The sequence below is a fragment of the Caulobacter sp. DWR3-1-2 genome, assembly GCF_049896225.1.
Classification (GTDB): domain Bacteria; phylum Pseudomonadota; class Alphaproteobacteria; order Caulobacterales; family Caulobacteraceae; genus Caulobacter.
Genome location: NZ_JAFCTW010000003.1, coordinates 78225 through 101753, shown reverse-complemented (window position 1 = coordinate 101753; position 23529 = coordinate 78225). Strand labels below are relative to the sequence as shown.

Here is a 23529-nt window from a genome sequence, read left to right as displayed (position 1 = left end):
CCGGACCGCTCCCGAGAGGACCCATGCCGGACCCGCGCTTTTTCGAAGACCTGGGCCCGGCGACCCTCACGGAACTGGCCAGGCTGAGCGGTGCTCAGCTGGCCGACCCCGCCCTCGGCGATCAACGGATCAGCCACGTCGCGCCTCTCGAGAGCGCCGACGCGGGGGCCGTGACCTTCCTTTCCGATCCCAAACGACTGCCCGACCTAGGCGGGCTTTCGTCGTGCGCCTGTTTTCTCAAGCTGGAACACGCCGCGCTGGCGCCCGCTGGTTGGGCCTTGCTGATTACCTCGCATCCGCAGGCAGCTTGGGCCGTTGCGGCTGGCCGTCTGCACGCGCCGCGGCGCCATCTCGAAAACGCCACGGCCATCCATCCCGACAGCGCGCTGGAGGACGGCGTCGTGTTGGCTCCGGGCGTGTTGATCGGGCAGGGAGCCCGGATCGGTCGAGGGACCTACCTAGGTCCCGGGGTGGTGATCGGCCCTGGCGTCAGCATTGGCCGGAACTGCCGGATCGGCGCCAATGCGGTCATCGGCTTCGCCATGATCGGCGACCGGGTGGCCGTCCACGCCGGCGCCGTGATCGGCGAGGCGGGGTTCGGCGCGGCGAGTGGCCCGATCGGCGTCGTCGATCTGCCGCAGCTTGGGAGGGTGATCCTGCAGGACGGCGTGACCATCGGCGCTAACAGCTGCGTGGATCGAGGCGCCTTTGGCGATACGACGATCGGCGAGAACAGCAAGATCGACAATCTCGTCCATGTCGCCCACAACGTCCGGCTCGGTCGTAACTGCGTCGCCGCCGCCTATACGGGTATTTCCGGCAGCACGGTGGTGGGCGACGGCGTCGCCTTCGGCGGCAAGGCCGGCGTGGCCGACCATCTGACGATCGGTTCGGGCGCCCAGATCGGCGCCTCGGCGTCGGTGTTCAAGGACGTCCCGGCCGGGGAAACATGGACTGGGTTCCCGGCGCGGCCGCTCAAGCGGTGGCTCCGAGAAACCGCATGGCTGTCGCGCAAGGCGGGCAGCCGGGAACCAAGGGGCTAGAATGAGCCAATCCAACGTCGAAGCGCCGCCTGCCGAAGAGGTTCTGGCCAATATCGACATCGCCGAGATCCTGAACAGGATTCCGCACCGCTATCCGTTTTTGCTGGTCGACCGGGCCGAGACCTACCGCGCGCACAAGTCGATCGTCGGCATCAAGTGCGTGACGATCAACGAGCCGTTCTTCCAAGGGCACTTCCCCGGTAATCCGGTGATGCCGGGCGTGTTGATCATCGAAGCCCTAGCCCAGACCGGGGCGGTGCTGATGAGCAAGTCGCTCGAGGTCGACACCGACGGCAAGACCATCTTCTTTATGTCGGTCGACAATGCGCGCTTCCGCCATCCCGTCCGCCCTGGCGACGTGATCCGCATGGAGGTCGAGGTCGTGCGCTCCCGCTCGACGATCTTCAAGTTCAAGGGCGTCGCCAAGGTCGGCGACAAGGTGGCCGCCGAGGCCGAGTTCGCGGCCATGGTGGTGGAGACGCCCAAGGCATGACCCAGATCCATCCGACCGCAATCGTCGATCCCGGCGCCCAGTTGGGGCAGGGCGTCGAGATCGGCCCCTTCTGCACCGTCGGGCCCAAGGTCCAACTGGGCGACGGCGTGCGCCTGGTTTCGCATGTGGTGATCGATGGCGCGACAAAGGTCGGCGCCGGCACAGAGATCTACCCCTTCGCCGTTCTGGGCGGCGCACCTCAGCATCTGGCGCACAAGGGCGAGGACACCCGCCTGGTGATCGGCGAGCGCAACATCATCCGCGAGCACGCCACCATGCACGCCGGCACGGTCGGCGGGGGCGGGGTGACGACGGTCGGCTCCGACAGCCTTTACATGGTCGGCGCCCACGTCGCCCATGACTGCATGGTCGGCGACCGAGTGACCTTGGCCAACGGCGCCACCTTGGGCGGTCACGTAGTGATCGGCGATTTCGTGTTCATGGGCGGCCTGTGCGCCGTGCATCAATTCACCCGCATCGGCCGATATTCGTTCGTCGGCGGCGGCGGGGTGGTGACCAAGGACGTCATTCCCTACGGCTCGGTGTGGGGCAACCACGCCCATCTCGAGGGCCTGAACCTGGTGGGCCTGAAGCGGCGCGGCTTCACGCGCGAGGCGATCAACGCCTTGCGCGCGGCCTATCGCCTGCTGTTCGCCGACGAAGGCACCTTCCAGGAGCGCCTGGACGACGTGGCCGAGACCCATGCCGGCACGCCCGAGGTGATGGAGATCGTCTCGTTCATCCGGGCCGACGCCAACCGTCCGCTGTGCCTTCCAGAGCGCGAGGTCTAGGTCCGCCATGCGCAAACTGGGTTTAATTGCCGGCGGAGGGTCGCTACCGCTGGAACTGGCCGCCCATTGCCAGGCCGCCAACCGTCCGTTCGCGGTGATGCGCCTGCGGTCGTTCGCCGACGCTCGCCTGGCCCGCTATCCGGGCATCGAGGTCGGGCTGGGCGAGTTTGGCAAGGTGTTCAAGGCGCTGCGGGCCGAGGGCTGCGAGGCCGTCTGTTTCGCCGGCGTCGTCGATCGCCCTGACTTCGCGGCCATCAAGCCTGACCTGCGAGGCCTGGCCGTGATTCCGGGTTTGATCAACGCCGCGCGCAAGGGCGACGACGCCCTGCTGCGCCGGCTGCTGGCCGAGTTCGAGAAGGAAGGCTTTGCCGTCGAGGGCGCCCATGAGGTGCGCGGCGAGATGACCCTGCCGCTCGGGGCGCTGGGCCGCCATGCGCCCACCGACCTGCATCGGGCCGACATGGATCGCGCCCTGACCGTCGCCCGCGCGATAGGCGCGCTCGATGTCGGGCAGGGGGCCGTGGTCTGCGATGGTCTGGTCTTGGCCGTCGAGGCCCAGGAGGGCACGGACGCCATGCTGCGACGGGTGGCGGATCTACCGGAGGCCATCCGAGGCAGGGCCGAGCGTCCGCGCGGCGTGCTGGCCAAGACGCCCAAGCCGATCCAGGAAACCAAGGTCGATTTGCCCGCCATCGGCGTCGCCACCCTGCAGCGGGCCGCGCGCGCGGGCTTGGCCGGGGTGGTGGGTGAGGCAGGGCGGCTGCTGATCATCGACCGCGAGCAGGTCATCGCCTGCGCCAACGACCTGGGCCTCTTCGTGTACGGAGTCGAGCCCAAGGTCGACGCATGAACGCCGAAAGCCGACCCTTCACGGTGATGCTGGTGGCGGCCGAGGCCTCCGGCGACGCCCTGGGCGCCGGTCTGGCGAGAGCAGTGCGGTCGCGGCTAGGCGCTGACAAGGTCCGCTTCGTCGGGGTCGGCGGGGCCAAGATGGCGCAGGAGGGGGTCGAGAGCCCTTTCGACATCGCCCAGCTGTCGATCCTGGGAATCGTGGAGAGCCTGAAGGCCTATCCCCGCGCCATGGCCCGCCTGAAGGACACCTTGGCCCTGGCGGCCCGGGAAACACCCGATGTGGCGGTGCTGATCGACAGCTGGGGCTTCAACATTCGGCTCGCCCAGGCGCTGCGCAAGCGGGACCCCGCGCTGCCGCTGGTCAAGTATGTCGCCCCCCAGGTCTGGGCCTATCGCGCCGGTCGCGCCAAGGGCCTGGCCAAGGCCGTGGACCTGCTGCTGTCCATCCAGCCGATGGACAAGCCGTTCTTCGACGCCGTCGGCCTGGAGAACATCTTCGTCGGCAATTCGGCCCTGGTCCACGATTTCAGCCACGCCGACCCCGCCCGGCTGCGCGCAGCCATCGGCGCGGCTGAGGGTGACCAGGTCCTGCTGGTGCTGCCCGGCAGCCGGCCGTCCGAGATCGAACGGGTCATGCCGCCCTTCGAAGACGCCGTGCGACGCCTTAAGGTCCAGCGCCCCGACCTGCACGTCGTGGTCCCCGCCGCCTCCACCGTGGCCCATACCGTCAAGGCTCGCGTGGCCGCCTGGCCCTTTCGCGCCCATGTGATCGAGGACGACCGTCTGAAGGACGACGCCATGGTCGCCGCCACGGTCGCCCTGGCCTGCAGCGGTACGGTGACCACCGAATTGGCCCTGGCCGGAACGCCGATGGTGGTGGGCTATGTCACCAGCGATCTGACCTTTGCCTTGTTGAAGATGCTGTTCAAGCCGCGCTGGGTAACGCTGTTCAACATCGCCGCTGACGACACCGTCGCGCCCGAACTGCTGCAGACCGCCTGCACCGGCGAGGCCCTGGCGGCCGAGGTCGGCAAGCGTCTGGACGACCCGGCCTTGCGCGCCCGCCAGATCGCCGCCCAGCACGCCGCGCTGGACCGTATGGGGCGCGGCATGCCGGATCCTTCCGAAGCGGCCGCCACGGCCTTGCTGGCGTTCTTGAAAGGGCGCGCTTCGGCCGCCTAGGCCGGTTCGGCTTCGGTCCTGCCGGTCACGGCCCGGTCGAGGGCGTCGAACAGGGTGGCGATGTCGATCGGCTTGCCGACATGGTCGTCGAAGCCGGCGGCCAGCAAGGGCGCGATCTGGTGGCTCATGGCGTTGGCCGTCAGGGCGATGATCGGCGTGCGCGGGCGGCCTTCAGCGGCTTCGCGGCGTCGGATCTCCTGGACGGCGGCGACGCCGTCCATCACCGGCATGCGCACGTCCATCAGGATGATGTCCCAGTCGCCGTCGCGCCAGGCGCCGACGGCCTGGGCGCCGTTGACGACCAGGTCTGGCTCAATCCCGGCTTGGCGCAGGATGGCCTGCAGCACCAGTTGGTTGACGTGGTTGTCTTCGGCCGCCAGCACCCGCAGCGGCGAACGCTGGATGGCTTCCGGCGCCGGTGTGTCGGCCACGACCTGGACCGTTGAGCCGGGGGCCAGATTCTCCGCCGGCAGGGCGATGGTGAAAGTTGAGCCGTGGTCAAGGGAGCTGGCGACACCGATCGACCCGCCCAGCAGGCCGCATAGCTCGCGGCAGATCGCCAGGCCCAGGCCGGTGCCGCCTTGGCGACGGGTGCTGGACGCGTCGAGCTGGCTGAACTTGCCAAACAGCCGGTCGAGATCGTCGGGGGCCACGCCGACGCCGGTGTCGCTGACCGCGATCTCCAAGGTTTCGCCGCTCAGTCGGGCCGAAAGATCGATCGTGCCCGCGGCGGTGAACTTCACGGCGTTGGACATCAGGTTGCCGATCACCTGGCGAAGGCGCAGGGCGTCGCCGTGATAGAGGCCCCGCGCTTCTGGCGCGATGGTCAGGGTACAGCGCAGGCCCTTGTCGATGGCCAGCACCGAGAAGGCGTGGTGACAGCCGATCATCAGCTCAGGCAGGTCGAAGGCCGCCGTCTCGATCTCCAGCCGGCCCGCCTCGATTTTCGCCAGGTCCAGCACGTCGTTGAGGATCGCGGTCAGGCCCTCGCCGGACTTGCGGACGATCGCCAGTCTCTCGCGCTGAGCCGGCGTTAGGACGTCGGCCTGCATGACCTGCAGCATGCCCAGGACGCCGTTAAGGGGCGTGCGGATCTCGTGGCTCATGGTGGCCAGGAACGTCGTCTTGGCGGCGTTGGCGGCGGCGGCTTCGGCCGCTTTCTCGCGCGCGCTGGCCAAGGCGGCGACCAGGCGCTGCTCGGCGCCGGCGCGGTGCAGGGCCGCCACAAGCACATAGGCCAAGAAGGCGGCGGCGGCGACGAAGGCGATCATGGCCTGCAGCGGCGACTCCCCGGCGGCGGGTCGCAGGACGGCGGCGAAGGCCGTCAGCAGCACGGCCAGCAGCGAAGCGGCGCCGATCCGGCGCGAGATGGCGAACTCGGCGGTGCTGCTCAGCGCCACGGCGCCCAACATCGCCGCGCCGGCCACTGCCGCTGCGCGGCTGCCGTCGACGACCATCGCCAGGGGAAGCAGGCCATACACACCGGAATAGACGAAGGTGGCGACCGACAGCAGCCACTCCTGGCTGTGGCGCGGCGCGGGCGTGTGATCGATCCAGTGTCCTAGAACGTGGTTGAGACCGATCAGGGCACTGACCGCCACCAGCCAGGCCAGGATGAAGGGCGGCTCCAGCCACACCGTCGATCCCACCGCCGCCAGCAGCGACATCGGCACGATCGACAGCAGATCACGCCGCCGATGCGCCGTGACGTCGGTCCAGGCCGTGGAGGGGATGGAGAGCGTCAAACCTGGAACTCCGAGCAGGAGCGCAATCTCGGCTGCCTGCGTTAAGCAAGCCTTTAAGACCCGCTTCATGGCTCTCTATTAGGTTGGAATGACCGGTGTTTGCCGCTGCCGGGTCTGGAGTGTTGCGTGCCGATCTCCGCGATCGCCCCCCTGACGCCGCTCACGCCGCCCACCTTGGTCAACCGGGGTGAGCCGAGCGGCGACGCGCTGGCGCGCGCGGCGATCCTCCAGACCACCGAAACCCTCGGCGCGATGATCGGCCAGGGCCACTCGGAAGTGGCCGACCCCGGCGCTACGGACACCGTGGGTGACGGCGAACTCGAGCGCGCCAAGGCCGCCGAGGCGCGCGCCGCCGCCAGTCTGGTCACCGCGCCCGATACGCCGGCCCGCGCCGTCAGCTTGGCCGCCGGTCGCGCCGCCGCGCGCCAGGGCGGCCTGGCGCCGCTGATGGCCGACATGACCCAGGCCGCCGCCGATCCGAACGTGCCCGCGCCGGTCAAGGCGGCGATCGCCCAGGTAATGGCCTTGGGCGCCCAGATGGACGGCCAGATCAGCGGGCCGGAAATTCGCCAGGCCCTGCAGCGCTCGGGCCTGTTTCTCGAAGCCCGCCTGGCCGCCGCCGCGCCGCAAGACGCCCTCCAGCGCCCGCCCACGGGCACCCTGACCGCGCCGCCCCGTCCCATCCCCACCCCGACGCCCAACAGCGACATGAAGGCGGCCCTGCTGGTGTTTCGCGAGGTGGTGAAGACCTGGGTGGACACACTGCCGCCGGCCTCGGCCCAGGCCGCGACGTCCGCCTCAAACCCTGCGGCGACCGCCGCGACCGCCGCCGCGCAAATGGCCGACAGGGGAACGCCTCAAGCGCTCGCCGCGAAGATCTCGATGCAGGGCGCCGCGCCGGATAAGGTCGCGCTTGATCCGGAAGTGTTTGCCAGCCCGTCGGCGGCGCCCGACCTCCGCCCGGCCTGGCAGCGCGCGATGACGCCGCCGCCCATGGCTCGTCTCGAACCGCCGCTGCCGGCTTTCGGCGCCATCGTCGAAGGCGACTTCGCTCTACCCCTGGGGCCGCCGCTGGCGACGCCGCGTCCGATGCAGGCCGCGCTGGCCGGCGCCTACGGCGCCGCCGTCCAGCACACGCCATCTGGCGTTCCACCGCCCTATCCGGGGGCGCCGACTCATGCCCAGGCCGCCGCCCAGTCGAACCTGCCGCTGGGGGCCGATCCCCGCCTCATCGGCCAGCGCCTGCTTTCCGAGAGCGGCGCGGCCTTGGCACGGACGGAACTGTTGCAGATCGCCTCGCTACCCGACCCGGCTCCCGCCATCAGCCGACCCGTCGAGGATCCGGGCGCGCGATGGGTGTTCGACATGCCGTTTCAGACGCCTCAAGGCCCGGCCGTCGCCCAGTTCGAGATCAGCCGCGACGGCGGCGGCTTGGGCGGGGAGGGCGGCGGACGAGGCTCAGGCCGCACCTGGCGCGCCCGCTTTTCACTGGATGTCGAGCCCATGGGCCCGGTTCACGCCCAGGTCGCTCTGACCGGTGACACGGCGCGCGTCTCGCTCTGGGCTGAACGCCCCGCCAGCATGGCCCGTCTGCGCGGCGGCGAAGCCCGCCTGGACGCCGCCCTGCGCGAAGCCGCGCTGGAGCCCGAGGTCGCCTTCCACGTTGGCCAGCCGCTCACCGTCGCCGCCGCGCCCGGCCAGTTCCTGGACCAGGCCACATGAGCGGCGCTATCGGACGTACGGGGACGCGCATCGCCGTCGCCCTGCAATATGACGAGCCGCACGCCCCGCGCGTCGTCGCCACCGGCCGCGGCTGGGTGGGCGACAAGATCATCGAGACGGCCCGCGAGCACGGCGTGCCGATCGAGGAGAATCCGGCCCTGGCCCAGGCCCTGTCGACCATCGAGCTCGACGAGGAAATTCCCGAGGCGCTCTATCGGGCGGTGGCCGAAATCCTCGGCTTCATCCTGCGCGCCGCCGAGACGCGCTAGTTCCGGCGCGATCCGGCCAGACGGGTTCCGCCCGCGAACATCAGGTCCGACCAACGCCATTGTCTGTGCCCAAGGCGATCCTCGCCGCTCGACAGCACCGTGGGGTCCAAGAAAAAGGCCCCGCTTTCGCGAGGCCTTTCCAGTTTGGGATGCGCGACGCGCTTAGCCGCGCTTTTCGACGGCCAGGTAGTCGCGCTGCGTCGCGCCGGTATAAAGCTGGCGCGGGCGGCCGATCTTGCGCGAGGGATCCTCGAACATTTCCTTCCACTGGCTGATCCAGCCGACGGTGCGGGCGAGGGCGAAAAGCACCGTAAACATCTCCTTGGGGAAGCCCATGGCGCGCAGGGTGATGCCCGAATAGAAGTCGATGTTCGGATAGAGCTTGCGGTCGATGAAGTATTGGTCGCTCAGTGCAACCTTTTCCAGCTCCATTGCCACTTGGAGCAACGGGTCGTTGATGCCAAGTTGCTCGAGCACCTCGTAGCAGGTCTTCTGCATGACCTTGGCGCGCGGATCGAAGTTCTTGTACACGCGGTGGCCAAAGCCCATCAGCTTATACTTACGGTCTTTCACGCCCTGCACATAGGCGGGGATGTTCTCGACCGTGCCGATCTCTTCCAGCATCTCCAGGGCTTCCTGGTTGGCGCCGCCGTGCGAGGGGCCCCAGAGGCAGGCGATGCCGGCGGCGATACAGGCGAACGGGTGAGCCCCCGACGAGCCGGCCAGGCGGACGGTCGAGGTCGAGGCGTTCTGCTCGTGGTCGGCGTGCAGGATGAAGATGCGGTCCATGGCGCGGGTCAGGACGGGGTTGGGAACCCAATCCTCGGCTGGCACCGAGAAGCACATGCGCAGGAAGTTTTCCGAATAGCTCAGCTCGTTGCGCGGCGTCACGAATGGACGGCCTTGCGAGTACTGGAAGGCGCGGGCGGCGATGGTCGGCATCTTGGCGATCAGGCGATGGGCGCTGATCTCGCGTTGCTTGGGATCATCGACGTTCAGGCTGTCGGAATAGAAGGCCGACAAGGCCCCGACCGCGCCGGTCATCACGGCCATCGGGTGGGCGTCGCGGCGGAAGCCCTGAAAGAAGGTGTCGAACTGGGCGTGCAGCATCGTGTGATAGGTGATGTTGCGTTCGAACAGGGTGAATTCGTCGGCCGTCGGCAGCTCACCATTCAGCAGCAGGTGGCAGACCTCCAGGAACGAGGACTCCTCGGCCAGCTGGCCGATCGGATAGCCGCGGTGCAGCAAAATGCCGGCGTCGCCGTCGATATAGGTGATCTTGCTTTCGCAAGAGGCGGTCGAGGTGAAGCCCGGATCGAAGGTGAAATGGTCGCTGTCGCCATAGAACTTCCGCACGTCAACGACGTCGGGGCCCGTGCTGCCCTTGAGAATTGGCAGGTCGTAGCTCTTGTCGCCAATCGTCAGCGTGGCTTTGTCGGTCATGCGGGAGACCCCTTGAAGAGTGGAACGGGCAGTCCAATTTTCGATTTCGCGAGTGCGATATAGCGCCTCATGCGCGCGACGCCAGGGCGTCGTCAAGTCGCCCCAGAGACTCGTCGCGACCGAGCGCGGCCATGATCTTGTGCAGGTCGGGCGCTTGCGACCCGCCGGTGAGGATTCCGCGCAGTGACGGACCAAACTTGCCAAAGCCGACGGCCTCGGATTCCGCGAAGGATTTCAACAGCGTTTCCAGCTCCGCTACCCCCCAGACCGGGGCTGCGTCCAGCTGAGCGCGCAGCCGGGTCAGCCGTTCCACGGTCTCGTCGGTCAGCTGCTTAAGGGTCTTTTCCTCGAGCGCCAGCGGACGCACCTTCAGGGCGAAGGCGCAGTGCTCGGCCAACTCCAGGATGGTCTTGGCGCCGGACTTGACGTGCGGGACCACGGCGTGGAGCCGCGCGGCGGCGTCGGCCGGCAGGGCCGCGCCCTGGGTCTGCAGCGCCTTCAGGGTCAGATCGGCCAGGCGGCCGTCCTCGGCCACATGCAGGTGCTGGCTGTTGATGAAGTTCAGCTTGGCCCAGTCCAGGCGGGCGGGGGCCTTGACCACGTCCTTGACGTCGAACCAGCTGATCGCCTCCTCGTCGCTGAACACCTCGTCGTCGCCATGGCCCCAGCCCAGGCGGGCCAGGTAGTTGCGCAGGCCCTCGGGCAGGTAGCCCATGTCCTGGAACTCGCCCACGGCCTGGGCGCCGTGACGCTTGGACAGCTTTGCGCCGTCGGGGCCGTGGATCAGCGGGATGTGGCCGAAGGCCGGCAGGGTCCAGCCCAGCGCCTGATAGATCAGGGTCTGGCGGGCGGCGTTGTTCAGGTGGTCGTCGCCGCGGATCACGTGGGTGACCCCCATGTCGTGGTCGTCGACCACCACGGCCAGGTTGTAGGTCGGGGCGCCGTCCGCGCGCAGCAACACAAGGTCGTCGAGTTCGGCGTTGTTGAAGGTCACCGGCCCCTTGACCAGGTCATCGACCATGGTCGTGCCGTCCAGCGGGCCCTTGAAGCGAATGACGTGGGGCGCGGTCGGATCATTGGGCTCCGGGGCGTCGCGCCAGGGCGAGCGCAGGGCGGGGCCGCCGGCCCGAGCCAGTTCGCGCGCAAGGGCCAGGTCTTCCACGCTCATCCAGCAGCGATAGGCGCGGCCGGCGTCCAGAAGTTGCTGTACGGCCTCGCGGTGGCGGTCGGCCTGCTTGTGCTGGAAGACGACCTCCTCGTCAGAGGTCAGGCCCAGCCAGTCGAGGCCTTCGAAGATCGCGGCGACGGCGGCTTCGGTCGAACGCTCCCGATCGGTGTCCTCAACGCGAATAAGGAACTTCCCACCCGTATGGCGTGCATATAACCAGTTGAACAGCGCCGTGCGCGCGCCGCCGATGTGCAGGAAGCCGGTCGGCGACGGGGCGAAGCGGGTGACGACGGCGCCATCCTTCTTGGGGGCGGTCGTCGGAACGGGGGAATTGGTCATCGGAACCGGGGCTGACTTAGTGGAGGCCACGGACGTGGCGAGGACCGCGACGCCGGGCAAGACCGGCGGCGGCTGGGCGGCGCGTCTTAGCACGCGGATTCGCGCCCGTCCTAGTGCGGCGGCGTTCGGCGCGTCGCTGTGGCGCGAGATCGACGCCAATCGCGAGCGCTGGATGCTGTGGTCGCCGGTGGCCTTCGGCCTGGGAGCGGCGGGCTATCTTGAGCTGAAGGTCGAGCCATCCTGGACGCTGCTGGGCGGGCTGGCCTTGGGACTAGCGGCCGTGGTCTGGCTTGCCGCGCGACGCTGGCCGGGCCGGGCCGTTTCGGTGCTGCTGGTGCTCGCGACCTTCCTGACGGCCGGCGCCTTGGCCGGCAAGGTGCGTTCCGTGCTGGTCGCCGCGCCGATCATGAGCGGCGATCGGACGGTAGTTACCATCGACGGCTTCGTGGTGGACGTCGTCAGCCCCGGCGCCGGCGGGCCACGCCTGTTGATCGCGCCGGCCTCGATCAGCCGGCTTGCGCCGGAAGACACGCCCAAGCGGATCCGCGTCACCGTGGACGCGGAGCACATTCCCGCGCCGGGTCAAGCCATCCGGCTCCGGGCCATGTTGGGACCGCCGCCGCCGCCAGCCTCGCCCGGCGCCTATGACTTCGCCCGAGACGCCTGGTTCCGCGGCGTGGGCGGGGTCGGCTTCCTGATAGGCGAGACCCGCCCCGCCGAGATGGACCCGCCGCCGGCTCGCCTGCGCCTTGCCATGGCGGTCAACGCCTATCGCTGGCGGCTGGCCAGCCGCATCGTCGCGCGGATGGGGCCGGAGACGGGCGGGATCGCCGCGGCCATGGTCACCGGCCACGAGGCCTGGATCACCCAGGACCAGACCGACGCCATGCGGGCCTCGGGCCTTGCCCACATCCTGTCGATCTCGGGCCTGCACATGGCAATAGTCGGCGGGTTCCTGTTTGGGCTGGTGCGGCTGGTCATCGCCGCCTGGCCGTGGATGGCCCTGCGGGTCCCCGGCAAGAAGGTGGCGGCCGTGGCCGGGCTGACGGCGATCTTCATTTATCTGGTGATTTCCGGCGCGCCGCCGCCGGCGCTGCGCGCGGCGATCACCGCCACCGTGGCCTTCGCCGCCATCCTGTTCGATCGCCAGGCCATCACCCTGCACGGCCTGGCCATTGCGGCCTTGGCCATCCTGCTGGTCCAACCCGAGTCGGCCGGCGCGCCGGGCTTTCAGATGTCGTTCGCCGCCACCGCCGCCCTGGTCGCCCTGGCCGAGGCTTGGCCCAGGCCTGTGCGCGAGATCTCGGTCCCCTGGCCGATCCGGCTCTTCCAGGGCGCGATGAACTGGCTGGCGGTGAGCATCGGGGCCAGTCTTGTGGCTGGCCTGGCGACAGGGCCGTTCGCCATGCAGCATTTCAACCGGGTGGCGGTCTGGGGCCTGCCGGCCAACCTGGCGGTCGCGCCGCTGTCGTCCTTCGTGATCATGCCGTTCCTGGCGATCGGGGCGGTGCTCGAAGTGTTTGGCCTGGGAGGACCGTTCCTGGCCGTGGCCGGCTGGGGCATCGACGCGATGCTGTGGATCGCCCATGGCTTCGCCAGCGCCGGCGGGGCTCAACGGGTGGTGGCCAGCGGCCCGCCCTTCACCCTGGCCCTGGCCTTTGTCGGCCTGATGTTACTGTGCCTGTGGCGCGGACGCCTGCGCTGGTTGGGCGGGCCCCTGGCCCTGGCGGTGGCGCTATGGCCCCGGCCGCCGGCGCCCGACGTCTGGATCGCGCCAGACGGAACCACGGCGGCGGTGCGCGACGGCGGCCGGGCCGTCCTGCTGCGCCCCGACGCCCGGCGGTTCGGGGCGGAGCTCTGGAGCCGCCGGCGGGGGTTGGCCGTGCCCACCGACACCGCGCGGAGTCCGTCCTATGCCTGCGATCGGCGGTCCTGCGCGCCCACCAAGACTTCGCCGGTGCCGCTGGCCCTGTCCTGGAGCAAGGCCGCTCCGGACGCCGACGTTCTCGCGGCGATGTGCGCGGACGCCGAGATCGTCGTGCTGCGCGGCTACGCTCCGATTACGCCGCCGGCCTGCCGGGACCGCATCGTGCTCGACGCGACCGATTTCGCCGTCGGCGGCGCGGCCGAGCTCTATCGCCGCGACGGTGGGTGGTGGATCGTCTGGGCCCAGCCGCTGCGGGGCGTGCGGCCGTGGACGAACACGCCATAGGGGGACGCCATGCTCAAGGTCTGGGGAAGACGCAATTCGTTGAACGTCCAGAAGGTGCTCTGGCTTATCGCCGAGCTTGACCTGCCGCATCAGCACCTTCCGGCGGGTGGTGACTTCGGCGGCCTGGACAGCCCGGACTTTCGGGAGATGAACCCGCATGGTCACGTGCCTGTCCTCGAGGACGGCGGTGTCGCGGTGTGGGAGTCGCACGCCATCCTTCGATACCTGGCTGCCACCTACGGCGAAGGGCGGTTTTGGCCAACCGACGCGGCGACGCGGGCGCCGGTCGATGGTTGGATGGACTGGTCGCAGACCGCGCTGCAGCCGGCTTTCCTGAGCGGAGTGTTCTGGGGCTTTTACAGAACGCCCGAGGTTTTGCGAGATGGGCCAGCCATCGCCCAGGCGGTGGAACGCACCCATCGCTGCCTGGGTCAGGTCGAGGCGCGACTCGAAGGTCGGGCCTTCATGATGGGCGAGGCGCTGTCCTTGGCCGACATCCCCATTGGCGCCTGTCTCTATCGCTATTTCGAGTTGGAGATCGACCGGCCGCCGCAGCCCCGTTTGCAGGCCTGGTACGACCGGCTACGGGCGCGGCCGGCCTATCGGGAGCATGTCATTATCCCGTTCGCGGAACTCAAAGGGCGTTTGGCGTTCTGAATCGCGAGGCGAGGCGAGGCGAGGCACGGGCCTGGAGACGGAGACGACTATGGAACGACAGGGCGGCTGCGCCTGCGGGGCGGTCCGATACGGCGCGGAGGGCGGGCCGCTGCGGGTCGGCATGTGCCACTGCCTGACCTGTCGCAAGCGCCACGGCGCGCCTTGCAACGCCTTCGCGGTCTTTCGGTCGGACAAGGTGCGGGTCGAGGGCGAAACCTTCGCCTGGGCGACTTCCGAGCGCGGCCGCTCGCACGGCTGCGCGGTTTGCGGCTCGCCGGTCTTCTGGCGTGAGGGCGAGGACGAGATCGAGCTTCACCTGGGCGGCTTCGACGACACCGGTCAGTTCATCCCGCAATACGAGGTCTGGGTGAAGCGCCGCGAGCCGTGGATGATGCCGCTAAACGTGCCGCAATATGCGGAAAACCGGCCGGCCGGGCTGGCGACCTAGGGACCTCGGACCGCAGCAGAGTCTGCGTGGTCTTTCGCGGATGCAAATGAGGACAGGCCAATGCGCCTGCCCCCAGCCGTGATGCAAACCCTGCTCATCCTGGCGTTCACCGGGATGGGCGAAAATCTAATGATACCGCCGGATCAGTCCCACCAGCTTGCCTTGGACCTCGACCTGGTCAGGACCGAAGATGCGGGTCTCGTACTTGGGATTGGCGGCTTCCAAGGCGATCGAGCCGCCCTTCTTGCGCAGGCGCTTGAGGGTTGCTTCCTCGCCGACCAGGGCGACGACAATCTCGCCGCTGTTGGCGGTGTCGCCCTTGCGGATGATGACATAGTCGCCGTCGAGGATGCCGGCATCAATCATCGAATCGCCCTGGACCTCGAGCACATAGTGCTCGCCGCCGCCGAGCATGGATTCGGGCACAGGCAGGCGCTCGCGTTCATGCTGGATGGCGTCGATGGGCGTGCCGGCGGCGATGCGGCCGAGGATCGGCAGTTCGCGGGTGTTGTCGGCGGCGATCTGGACGGGCGCGGCCACGGCCGGCGCCTGCCCGCCGCCTTCCAGCACTTGCGGCTTGAAGGCGCCGCGACCCTTGGGCGGGGCGGCCGTCGTGGCCTGTTGCGGCAGCTTGATCACCTCCAGCGCGCGGGCGCGGTGCGCCAGGCGGCGGATGAAGCCGCGCTCTTCCAGCGCCGTGATCAACCGGTGGATGCCTGACTTGGACGCCAGGTCGAGCGCCTCCTTCATTTCGTCGAAGGAGGGAGAGACACCGCTCTCTTTGATCCGCTCGTGGATGAACATCAGCAGCTCGTGCTGCTTGCGCGTGAGCATGTCGGCCTCGCAAGTCGTCGCGGAACAAACCGCAAACCTCTCAAATGTTCTCTAGGTGTTCTTCGTTAATGTCAAGTTGACGCGGCGATCGATGTTCGGTGTAGCTGAACGCCGTAATCTTTGCCGAGGGGAGCCTTCGCGACATGGACCACGCCTGGCTTCTGACCACGGGTTGGCCGCGCGCCTTCTGGACCAGCTACGGCGCCTTCTGCCTGTTTGAGCTGTGGGTCTGGTGGCGCGACCGGCGCACGGCCAGCGGCCAGGACGCCGACCGGGGCAGCCTGCAGGCCGTGGTCCTGATTATCGCGGCGGGGATCTTCGTCGCCTTTTATGCCGCCAACGCCTCTGAATTTGCTCGCATAATCCAGTGGAGGAGCGAGGCGCGGCTCCTGGCGCTGGTCCTGATCTGGACGGGCCTGGCCCTGCGCCTGTGGGCCATACTGACCCTCGGGGCCTTCTTCCGCCGCACCGTGCATCTGCACGACGGTCACCGGATGATCACGGGCGGCCCCTACCGGATCGTCCGCAACCCGGCCTATCTGGGCAGCCTGCTGAGCCTGGTCGGCGTTGGCCTTGGCCTGGGCAGTGGACTGTCGGTCCTGGCGCTGTTGCTGGCCGGCCTGATCGCCTTCGGGTGGCGCATACGGGTGGAGGACGCGGCGATGACGGCCCGATTCGGCGATGAGCATGTGGCCTATCGCCGGCGCAAGGCGGCGCTGATTCCCTATCTCTGGTAGCAACGCTCAGGGTGCGACAATCGCGCCATCGCCTTTTAGCTGAAGCCAATCCTCAAACGGCAGGCGATAGGCCTTGTCGAAGACCTCGGCCTGGAGCTTGAAGGGTAGGCTGCCCTCGCTGTTCCAGAGCATCACCACGCCGGTCTTCGTGGCGGGATCGAACATCATGGTCGAGCGATAGCCGGTCACCGCCCCGCTGTGGCCGATCAGGCGGCGGCCCTTGTAGGTGAAGCTGCGCATGCCCAGGCCGTAACCGGGGCGTTCCAGCGCCCGGCCCATGGCCGATCGTCCATAGGGCCGGCCGGTATTGACGCGCGGTCGCTGGATGTCCGCCAACACCGGGGCCGGCAGGACGGCGGGCGCCTGACCCATCTGCGCCTGCATCCAGCGCGCCAGATCCACGATGTTGGAATTGACGCCCGCTGCGGCGGGGATGCGGTAATAGGCCTCGACCAACGGCACGCTGCGGCCGCCACGCGAAGGCCGCGCCCAATGCTTGGCGGTCCGCAAACCGTCGATGCCGATGGTCGCGCCGGTCATGCCCAGAGGCAGGAACAGCTTCTGGCGAGCCTCCTCGGCATAGGGGCGATGGGTGGCGGTCTCGACGACCTCGCGGATCGTGTCATAGGCGATGTTCTGGTAGCTGTGGCACGTGCCGGGCGGGCAGAGCAGGGGCACGGCCTCCAGGCTTGCCCGGATCTGGCGCGGGTCTCGCCCGCCTTCGAGCCAGCCGTCATAGGCGTTGCGGGGTAGGCCAGTGCGCTGGGACAGCAATTGCTCGACCGTCAGCGCGTTCTGGGCGTCGCCCGGCAGGCGCAGGCTCGTATCGAACTTTCCCAGGGGATCGGTGAGCGCGATCACCCCGTCCGCCGCCAGGCGGGCGCTCAGCGTTCCCGCCACCGTCTTCGACAGCGACGCCCAGCGGAAGACCGTGTCGGCGTCGATCTTCTCGCCGCTCTCCGGCGCGGTGAGCCCGTAGCCCTGGACGAACGACAGTTGGCCGTTCTCGACCACGGCGATCGCCAGGCCTTCCATGGACTTGTCAGCCATCATCGCGTGGATGCGAGCGTCCAGGGCTCGATAGTCGATGGCGCCGCGCCAATCCTTTGGCCGCAGGGGCAGGGTGACGGGCGCCGCCGTCGCGGTGGGGGCGACCGGCTTGACGGTATTCTGCTCGGGGACGCAGCGCGAGGCGATCAGGCCCAGCGCCCCGAGGCCCAGCACCAGGGCGGCGGCCGCCGGCCGCCAGCCTAGCCAGCGCCGTCGCCAGGACGCGTCTTGCGGAGGCTTGTCGAACGAGGTCAGCAGCCTAACCCAGCAAGGCCCGCGTCGCCGCCGCAACGTCGGCCTGGCGCATCAGACTCTCGCCCACCAGCATGGCCTTGGCGCCGGCCGCTTCCATCCGCACCGCATCGGCGGCGACGAACAGGCCGCTTTCCGTGACCAGCAGGACGTTCTCCGGAGCCTGAGCGGCCAGGCGTTCGGTGACGGCCAGATCGACCACGAAGCTCTTGAGATCGCGGTTGTTGATCCCCACCAGGGTCGCGCCCAACTGGCCCGCCCGCTCCATCTCGGCCTCGTCATGCACCTCGACCAGGGCGTCCATGCCCAGGCGCGCGGCTTCGGACAGCAGGTCGGCGGCGAGGGCGTCGTCGATCATCGCCAGGATCACCAGGATGGCGTCGGCGCCCAGGGCCCGGCTCTCGGCCACCTGCCAGGGGTCGACCAGGAACTCCTTGCGAATGCAGGGCAGGCTGACGGCGGCGCGGACATCGATCAGATAGCCGTCGGCGCCCTGGAAGCTGGGACCGTCGGTCAGGACCGACAGGCACGAGGCGCCGCCGGCCGCATAGGCCCGGGCCAGGGCCGGCGGGTCGAAATCGGCGCGGATCAGGCCCTTGGACGGCGAGGCCTTCTTGATCTCGGCGATCAGGGCCAGCCTGCCGGGCGCGTGATCGGCCTCGAGGGCCGCCTTGAAGCCGCGCGGGCTGTTGGCGATCCTGGCGGCGGCGTCGACCTGGGCGAACGAGCGGCGGCGCTTCCGATCGGCCACGTCCTCGCGCTTGTATGCGGCGATCTTGGCGAGGATATCGGTCATGCGCTTACAGTTTCACTGTTGGTGGCCGCGACGAGACCGGCCAGGGCCGCCTTGGCGCGGCCGTCGTCGAGCACGGCGGCGGCCAGTTCGACGCCCTCGCGCAGGGTTTCGACCTTGTCGGCCACCAGGAAGGCAGCGGCGGCGTTCAGCATGACGATGTCGCGATAGGCGCCCTTTTGGCCGTCCAGCAGGGCGGTAAGGGCGGCGGCGTTATAGGCCGGCTCGCCGCCGATGATGTCGGCCAGGGCGGCGCGCGGCAGGCCCACGGCTTCAGGTGTGATCGTGAACAGGCGCAGGGCCCCGTCGCGCCATTCGGCGACCTCGGTTTCGCCGGTGGTGGTCAGTTCGTCCATGCCGGCCCCGTGCACCGACCAGGCGCGCTCGGCCCCGAGAGCGCCCAAAGCCTTGGCCACGGGTTCGACAAAGCGGTGGGCCGAGACACCCACGACCTGGCGCTTGGCCCCAGCCGGATTTGTCAGCGGGCCCAACAGGTTGAAGATGGTGCGGAAACCTAGCTGCTGGCGGATCGGCGAGACGTGCTTCATCGCCCCGTGGTGGGCCTGGGCGAACAGGAAGCAGATGCCGGCGTCGTCCAGCGCCTGGCGCTGCTGGGCGGGAGTCGCGTCGATGTTCACGCCCAAGGCCGCCAGCACATCGGCGGCGCCCGACTTGCTGGTGATCGCCCGGTTGCCGTGCTTGGCCACCTTCAGCCCTCCGCCGGCCGCCACGAAGCCCACGGCGGTGGAGATGTTGAGCGTATGCAAGCCATCGCCGCCCGTCCCGCAGACGTCGATGACCTCATAGGGGTGGTCCAAGTGGATGGCCGCCCGGCGCATGGCCCGGGCGCAGGCGGTGATCTCGCCCACGGTCTCGCCGCGCAGGCGCATGGCGGTGACCGCCGCAGCCACCTGGGCGGGCGTCGGCTCGCCGCGCAGGCAGGCGGTGAAGAACAGCTCGGCGTCGTCCTCGTCGAGGGTCTGGCCATCGGCGAGCTTGGCCAGCAGGGGCTTGAAGGCGTCCGACATCGCCTAGACCCAGATCGCCCTGTCGCGCTTGACCTTGGCCAGGTCCAGGAAGTTGGCCAGCAGCTGGTGGCCGCCCTCGGTGGCGATCGATTCGGGGTGGAACTGCACGCCATAGACCGGGCGGGTCTTGTGTTGCACGCCCATGATCTCGCCGTCCTCGGTCCAGGCGGTGATTTCCAGCTCGGTGGGCAAGGTGGCCTTGTCGACCGCCAGGCTGTGGTAGCGCGTGGCGGTGAAGGGGTTGGGCAGACCCTTGAAGATCCCCAGATCGTTGTGATGGATCGCGCTGGTCTTGCCGTGCATCAGCGCCTTGGCGCGGATCACGTCGCCGCCATAGGCCTGGCCGATGGCCTGGTGGCCCAAGCAGACGCCGAGGATGGCCAGGTCGTCGGCCGCGCCGCGCAGCAGCGGCAGGCAGATGCCGGCCTGGTCGGGCGCCTTGGGGCCGGGCGACAGCAGGATCGCCTGCGGGCGAAGGGCCAGGGCCTCCTGCACGGTCAGGTCGTCGTTGCGATGCACGACGGTGTCTGCCCCAAGCTCGTTCAGATAGTGGACGAGATTGTAGGTGAAGCTGTCGTAGTTATCGATGACCAAGATCATGACGCCGCCTTTCGGAAACAGCTTCTAGCGGGTTTGGCGCAAAAGGTGAGGGGATTCGCGCGGGAGATTTTCTCGCAACGCCCCCAGTGCGAAAGCGCCGCATTGCGTGGATGTGGGGCTAGGGCATCTTCACCGCCATGAACCCCGCTGATTCCGCCCTCGACACCGCCGCCATCGCCTATGCCAGGGCGCTGCTGCGCAAGCCGATGCGTCGACAGAAGATGGGGCCGGTGCTGGCGGCGGCGGCTTTCGCGGCGCTCAGCGCCATCACCTTCGCCACGGTGATGGTCATGGCCCCGCCAGCGGTCGTCCAGCACCTGCCGTCCGACCGCCTGGGCGGCTAAGCCCTAGGCGAAGCGCCAGGCTTCCTCGGCCGCGCGCTTGAGGGCGCGGGACTTGTGCAGGGTCTCCTCATATTCGGCGTCCGGATCGCTGTCGGCCACCACGCCGCCGCCGGCCTGGACATACATCATGCCGTCCTTCACCAGGGCCGTGCGCAGCACGATGCAGGTGTCGACCGAGCCGTCGGCGCCGATATAGCCCACCGCCCCGGCATAGCCGACGCCGCGCTTCTCGATCTCCAGCTCGTCGATGATCTCCATGGCCCGCACCTTGGGGGCGCCCGACAGCGTGCCGGCGGGCAGGGCGGCCATCAGCACGTCGACCGGGTCCACGCCCTCGGGCGCGTCGCCCTCGACATTGGAGACGATGTGCATCACGTGGCTGTAGCGTTCGATCTTGAAACTGTCGGTGACTCGGACATTGGCGCCCTTGCTCCTGGTCGCCGGGTCATTGCTGCCGGCGTGCTTGAGCATCGCCACCCGGCCGACGTCGTTGCGGCCCAGGTCCAGCAGCATCAAGTGCTCGGACCGTTCCTTGGGATCGGCCAGCAGCTCCTTCTCCAGCGCCAGGTCTTCTTCGGGCGTCGCGCCGCGCGGCCGGGTGCCGGCGATGGGGCGGATGGTGATCTTGCCGTCGCGCAGGCGCACCAGGATCTCCGGCGACGAGCCGACCAGCTCGAAGCCGTCGAGGTCGAGGAAAAACAGAAAGGGCGAGGGGTTCGTACGGCGCAGCGAGCGGTAGAGCGCGAACGGCTCCAGCGGGAAGGGCGCGCGGAACCGGTGGCTGGGCACCACCTGGAAGATGTCGCCGGCCCGGATGTACTCTTTCGCCTTCTCGACCACCACCGCGTAGTCCTCGCGGCTGACAGGGGTGGTGAACTCCATCTGCCCGTGGCTGGGGCGCGGGGCCGAGTGGGCCAGCGCACCGCGCAGATCGGCCATCACGGTCTCGATCCGGGCGCGAGCGGCGGCATAGGCGTCATGGGCCGAGAGGCCGGGCTTGTGCCGCGCCGTGGTGACCAGGATGATCTCCTGGGCGATGGCGTCGAACACCGCGACGATCGACGGCCGGGTCATGATCCCGTCCGGCAGGCCCAGGCTGTCGGTATTGACGTTGGGTAGGCGCTCGGCCAGGCGGACCATGTCGTAGCCCAGGGCCCCGAACACCCCGGCCGAGGGCGGCGGCAGGCCGGCCGGCATCTCGATCCGCGAGCGGGCGATCAGATCGCGCAGGCTATCCAGCGCGCCGCCCGCCTGTGGCGTGAACCGGCCGGCGGCGATGTCGTCGCCCTCGGCGACCTCGGCCTGGTCGCCGCGACAGCGCCAGACGAGATCCGGCTTCATGGCCACGATCGAGTAGCGCCCGCGCCAGGCGCCGCCCTCGACGCTTTCGAACAGGAAGGCGTAAGGCCGCCCGTGACCGATCTTCAGATAGGCCGAGACCGGCGTCTCCAGGTCGTCGATCAGCCGGGTCCAAACCACCTGGGGCCGGCCGGCGTCATAGGCGGCGGTGAAGGCGTCAAGCGCGGGCTCCAGGCTCATTGCGCGTCTGGCTTCTTCTTGCCGTCCTTGGCGCCGGGCAGGGTGGCCGGATCGACGCCGATCGCCTCTTGGGCCAGAGGCAGATTGACCCGGGTCTTGACCTGCAGGCGGGCCGCTTCGGCGGCGGCGTCGCCGACGTCCTGATACAGGCCCTGGCTGGCCTGCCGGCGCATCGCCTCGGTGACCCGGGCCAACTGCGCCACCGTGCCGGAGCGAACGGCCTCGACCTTGGCGACCAGATAGTCGCCTTGCGGGGCCCGGCTGGTGAAGGGCTCGCCCGGCTTGGCGTTGAAGGTGGCGATCAGCAGATCGCGGCCCAGGCCCTGAAACTGGCGGGCGTTTTCGCGCGTGATATTGGGCACGCGCTGGACGTTGGACTGGGCCGAGGCGGCGACCGCCTCCATCGACTCGCCCTTCTTGACCCGCAGGCCCAACTGGTCGGCCTTGGCCTTCATGCGTTCCAGCAGCGTCTTGAGCATCCATTGCTGGGTCAGGGGCGCGCGGATTTCGTTCAGGCTGGGCATGGCGGGCGGGATCACCCGCTCGACACGCACGGCGTAATATTCACCCTTGCTGACTTCGATCAGCTCGCTCTCGCCGCCGGCCGACAGTTCGAAGGCGGTTTTCAGAACATCGGGGGTGAGGCCGGGCACAGGCTGGCCGGTCTCGTCGACGCCTTGGGCGGCGATCGGCGCGGTAGTCAGGACCAGGGCGCCGGCCTTGGCTGCGGCGTCCAGCAGGTTGGCGCCCGCGTCGTGGGCGTCCTGATAGGCCTGGGTCTGTTCATAGGCCTTGCCCTGGGCGGCCTGGAGCTTCAGGTCGGCCTCGATGCCCGGACGCAGGGCCGCCAGGGTGGGGGCGGCGGCCGGGGTGATCTTGGTGAGCTTGACGACCGACAGACCCAGATCGCCGGCGATCGGCGCGCTGACCTGACCTGGCGCCAGGGCGAACACCGCCTCGGCCACCTTTCGGTCGGGCAGGGCGGCCTTCGGCTTGCCGTCGATGGCGACGGGGGACTTGCCATAGGCGCCGGCGACAGCGGGGAGTGAGTCGCCCTTGGCCAGGCGCTGGGCGATCACGGCGGCCGCCTTGGCGTCGGGGGCGACGATCTGCACGAACGAGCGGGTCTCGGCCACGCTCAGCGACGCCTTGCGGGCGTCGAAGGCCTTGACCACGTCGGCCTCGGGCACGGTCACCGAGGGTTCCAGCGCCTTGGCGCTGAAGCGGGCCACCGACAGGACCCGCGTCTCGGGACGGGTCAGGCGTGCGGCGTTTTCCTTCATGAAGGCCTGAAGCTGGGCGTCACTGGGCGGCGCCACCTTGTCGACGATGGCCGGATTGATCGCGAAGGCGGCCAGGTCGCGGCCTTCGAGGCCGTAGGCGGCCTGCAGGGCCGAATAGATCAGCGGCGCGCGCACGCCGTGGGTCACGGCCGAAAACAGCTGGGCCTGGGCCAGGCCGTCGCGCAGCTGGGCTTCGTATTGAACGGGCGTCGCCTTGTTCTGGGCCAGCAGCGCTTCGTACATCTTGGCGTCGAACTTGCCGGTCACAGGGTCGAACGGGCGCACGCCGGGGGGCAGGGCGGCCAGCTGCTTGTGGAGAATGTCGGCGATCAGCTTGTCGGACGGCCGGACGCCCATCTTGCGGATCACCTCGGCCAGAGACTCCTGCAGCGAGATTTCCTTCAGCATGCGGGTGTCGATGCCCTGGGCCACGGCCTGTTCGGGCGTGATCACCTGGCCCTGCTGCTGCTGGCGGTCGCGATAGCTGTCGAACTGCGCCTTGAACTGCTCGGGCGTCACGGTGCGCTTGCCCGCCTCGATCACCCACTTACCGGGGGGATGGCGGAAGACGTCGCTGATCCCGAACACCGCGAAACTGACGATCAGCAGCGCGAACAGGACGATCGCGAAGGGCGATTTGGCGAAGGAGCGGAAGCCGGCGAGCATGACTGAGAGAAACCTTCCTCGATAAACCGCGCGGATTCC

22 protein-coding genes are annotated in these 23529 nt (G+C 68.9%); 12 read left to right on the top strand and 10 right to left on the bottom strand.

Annotated elements, in window-relative coordinates:
• Positions 1-23 precede the first annotated feature (23 nt).
• Genes lpxD through lpxB form a run of 5 tightly spaced genes read left to right on the top strand, consistent with a single transcriptional unit; the run spans position 24 to position 4361 of the window.
• Entirely contained in the window at positions 24-1043 is a 1020-nt protein-coding gene (gene lpxD, locus ACP696_RS05055) for a UDP-3-O-(3-hydroxymyristoyl)glucosamine N-acyltransferase (RefSeq protein WP_426011871.1), read from the top strand.
• Position 1044: 1 nt separating this feature from the next.
• Positions 1045-1536 (top strand): 3-hydroxyacyl-ACP dehydratase FabZ, encoded by a 492-nt coding sequence (gene fabZ, locus ACP696_RS05050; protein WP_426011870.1) that lies wholly within the window; start codon positions 1045-1047, stop codon positions 1534-1536.
• Positions 1533-2327: an acyl-ACP--UDP-N-acetylglucosamine O-acyltransferase gene (gene lpxA, locus ACP696_RS05045; RefSeq protein WP_426011869.1), complete on the top strand. Its 795-nt coding sequence runs from the start codon at positions 1533-1535 to the stop codon at positions 2325-2327. The genes fabZ and lpxA overlap by 4 nt, the downstream gene beginning before the upstream one ends.
• 7 nt (positions 2328-2334) lie before the next feature.
• Positions 2335-3177 carry a UDP-2,3-diacylglucosamine diphosphatase gene (gene lpxI / locus ACP696_RS05040; RefSeq protein ID WP_426011868.1) on the top strand — a complete coding sequence of 281 codons (843 nt, stop codon included), beginning with the start codon at positions 2335-2337 and terminating at the stop codon, positions 3175-3177.
• Complete coding sequence (gene lpxB, locus ACP696_RS05035) at positions 3174-4361, top strand: lipid-A-disaccharide synthase (protein ID WP_426011867.1); 1188 nt, start codon at positions 3174-3176, stop codon at positions 4359-4361. Before lpxI ends, lpxB begins: the two co-directional genes overlap by 4 nt.
• On the opposite strand, the gene ACP696_RS05030 is transcribed toward lpxB, so the two are convergent.
• Positions 4358-6106: an ATP-binding protein gene (locus ACP696_RS05030; protein WP_426043514.1), complete on the bottom strand. Its 1749-nt coding sequence runs from the start codon at positions 6104-6106 to the stop codon at positions 4358-4360. The two genes, lpxB and ACP696_RS05030, sit on opposite strands and share 4 nt — an antisense overlap.
• A 126-nt stretch (positions 6107-6232) precedes the next feature.
• Between ACP696_RS05030 and ACP696_RS05025 the strand changes: the two genes are divergently transcribed.
• Together ACP696_RS05025 and ACP696_RS05020 are read left to right on the top strand one after the other, a co-directional pair.
• Positions 6233-7828: a flagellar hook-length control protein FliK gene (locus tag ACP696_RS05025; protein ID WP_426011865.1), complete on the top strand. Its 1596-nt coding sequence runs from the start codon at positions 6233-6235 to the stop codon at positions 7826-7828.
• Positions 7825-8097, top strand: a complete 273-nt coding sequence (locus tag ACP696_RS05020) for an EscU/YscU/HrcU family type III secretion system export apparatus switch protein (protein ID WP_426011864.1) — start codon at positions 7825-7827, stop codon at positions 8095-8097. Before ACP696_RS05025 ends, ACP696_RS05020 begins: the two co-directional genes overlap by 4 nt.
• A 162-nt stretch (positions 8098-8259) precedes the next feature.
• On the opposite strand, the gene gltA is transcribed toward ACP696_RS05020, so the two are convergent.
• Positions 8260-9540 carry a citrate synthase gene (gltA, locus tag ACP696_RS05015; protein ID WP_426011863.1) on the bottom strand — a complete coding sequence of 427 codons (1281 nt, stop codon included), beginning with the start codon at positions 9538-9540 and terminating at the stop codon, positions 8260-8262.
• Positions 9541-9607: 67 nt separating this feature from the next.
• Positions 9608-11047, bottom strand: a complete 1440-nt coding sequence (gene gltX / locus ACP696_RS05010; protein WP_426011862.1) for a glutamate--tRNA ligase — start codon at positions 11045-11047, stop codon at positions 9608-9610.
• Between the two features lie 34 nt (positions 11048-11081).
• On the opposite strand from gltX, the gene ACP696_RS05005 reads away from it, so the two are divergent.
• The 3 genes from ACP696_RS05005 to ACP696_RS04995 are packed head-to-tail and all read left to right on the top strand — an operon-like array spanning position 11082 to position 14364.
• Entirely contained in the window at positions 11082-13259 is a 2178-nt protein-coding gene (locus ACP696_RS05005; protein ID WP_426011861.1) for a ComEC/Rec2 family competence protein, read from the top strand.
• 9 nt (positions 13260-13268) lie between these two features.
• The gene (locus ACP696_RS05000; RefSeq protein WP_426011860.1) at positions 13269-13916 is read left to right on the top strand and encodes a glutathione S-transferase family protein; all 648 of its coding nucleotides are present in this window, start codon (positions 13269-13271) and stop codon (positions 13914-13916) included.
• Between the two features lie 49 nt (positions 13917-13965).
• On the top strand, positions 13966-14364 hold the full coding sequence (locus ACP696_RS04995) for a GFA family protein (RefSeq protein WP_426011859.1): 399 nt from the start codon (positions 13966-13968) through the stop codon (positions 14362-14364).
• A 126-nt stretch (positions 14365-14490) separates the two neighbouring features.
• Here ACP696_RS04995 and lexA read toward each other — a convergent pair whose 3' ends face one another.
• Complete coding sequence (gene lexA / locus ACP696_RS04990) at positions 14491-15198, bottom strand: transcriptional repressor LexA (protein ID WP_426011858.1); 708 nt, start codon at positions 15196-15198, stop codon at positions 14491-14493.
• A 143-nt stretch (positions 15199-15341) separates the two neighbouring features.
• On the opposite strand from lexA, the gene ACP696_RS04985 reads away from it, so the two are divergent.
• Positions 15342-15935: a methyltransferase family protein gene (locus ACP696_RS04985; RefSeq protein WP_426011857.1), complete on the top strand. Its 594-nt coding sequence runs from the start codon at positions 15342-15344 to the stop codon at positions 15933-15935.
• Positions 15936-15941: 6 nt separating this feature from the next.
• On the opposite strand, the gene ACP696_RS04980 is transcribed toward ACP696_RS04985, so the two are convergent.
• The 4 genes from ACP696_RS04980 to ACP696_RS04965 are packed head-to-tail and all read right to left on the bottom strand — an operon-like array spanning position 15942 to position 19658.
• On the bottom strand, positions 15942-17276 hold the full coding sequence (locus ACP696_RS04980) for a serine hydrolase domain-containing protein (protein WP_426011856.1): 1335 nt from the start codon (positions 17274-17276) through the stop codon (positions 15942-15944).
• Positions 17245-18033, bottom strand: coding sequence for an indole-3-glycerol phosphate synthase TrpC (trpC, locus tag ACP696_RS04975; RefSeq protein ID WP_426011855.1), 789 nt, complete (start codon positions 18031-18033; stop codon positions 17245-17247). Before trpC ends, ACP696_RS04980 begins: the two co-directional genes overlap by 32 nt.
• Complete coding sequence (gene trpD, locus ACP696_RS04970; RefSeq protein WP_426011854.1) at positions 18030-19058, bottom strand: anthranilate phosphoribosyltransferase; 1029 nt, start codon at positions 19056-19058, stop codon at positions 18030-18032. Before trpD ends, trpC begins: the two co-directional genes overlap by 4 nt.
• A gap of 3 nt (positions 19059-19061) precedes the next feature.
• Positions 19062-19658 carry an anthranilate synthase component II gene (locus tag ACP696_RS04965; protein WP_426011853.1) on the bottom strand — a complete coding sequence of 199 codons (597 nt, stop codon included), beginning with the start codon at positions 19656-19658 and terminating at the stop codon, positions 19062-19064.
• Between the two features lie 137 nt (positions 19659-19795).
• On the opposite strand from ACP696_RS04965, the gene ACP696_RS04960 reads away from it, so the two are divergent.
• Complete coding sequence (locus ACP696_RS04960; protein WP_426011852.1) at positions 19796-20002, top strand: hypothetical protein; 207 nt, start codon at positions 19796-19798, stop codon at positions 20000-20002.
• A 3-nt stretch (positions 20003-20005) separates the two neighbouring features.
• Here the strand turns inward: ACP696_RS04960 and trpE are convergent, their stop codons facing one another.
• Positions 20006-21541 (bottom strand): anthranilate synthase component I, encoded by a 1536-nt coding sequence (trpE, locus tag ACP696_RS04955; protein WP_426011851.1) that lies wholly within the window; start codon positions 21539-21541, stop codon positions 20006-20008.
• Complete coding sequence (locus ACP696_RS04950) at positions 21538-23490, bottom strand: peptidyl-prolyl cis-trans isomerase (RefSeq protein ID WP_426011850.1); 1953 nt, start codon at positions 23488-23490, stop codon at positions 21538-21540. The genes trpE and ACP696_RS04950 overlap by 4 nt, the downstream gene beginning before the upstream one ends.
• Positions 23491-23529: the final 39 nt, after the last annotated feature.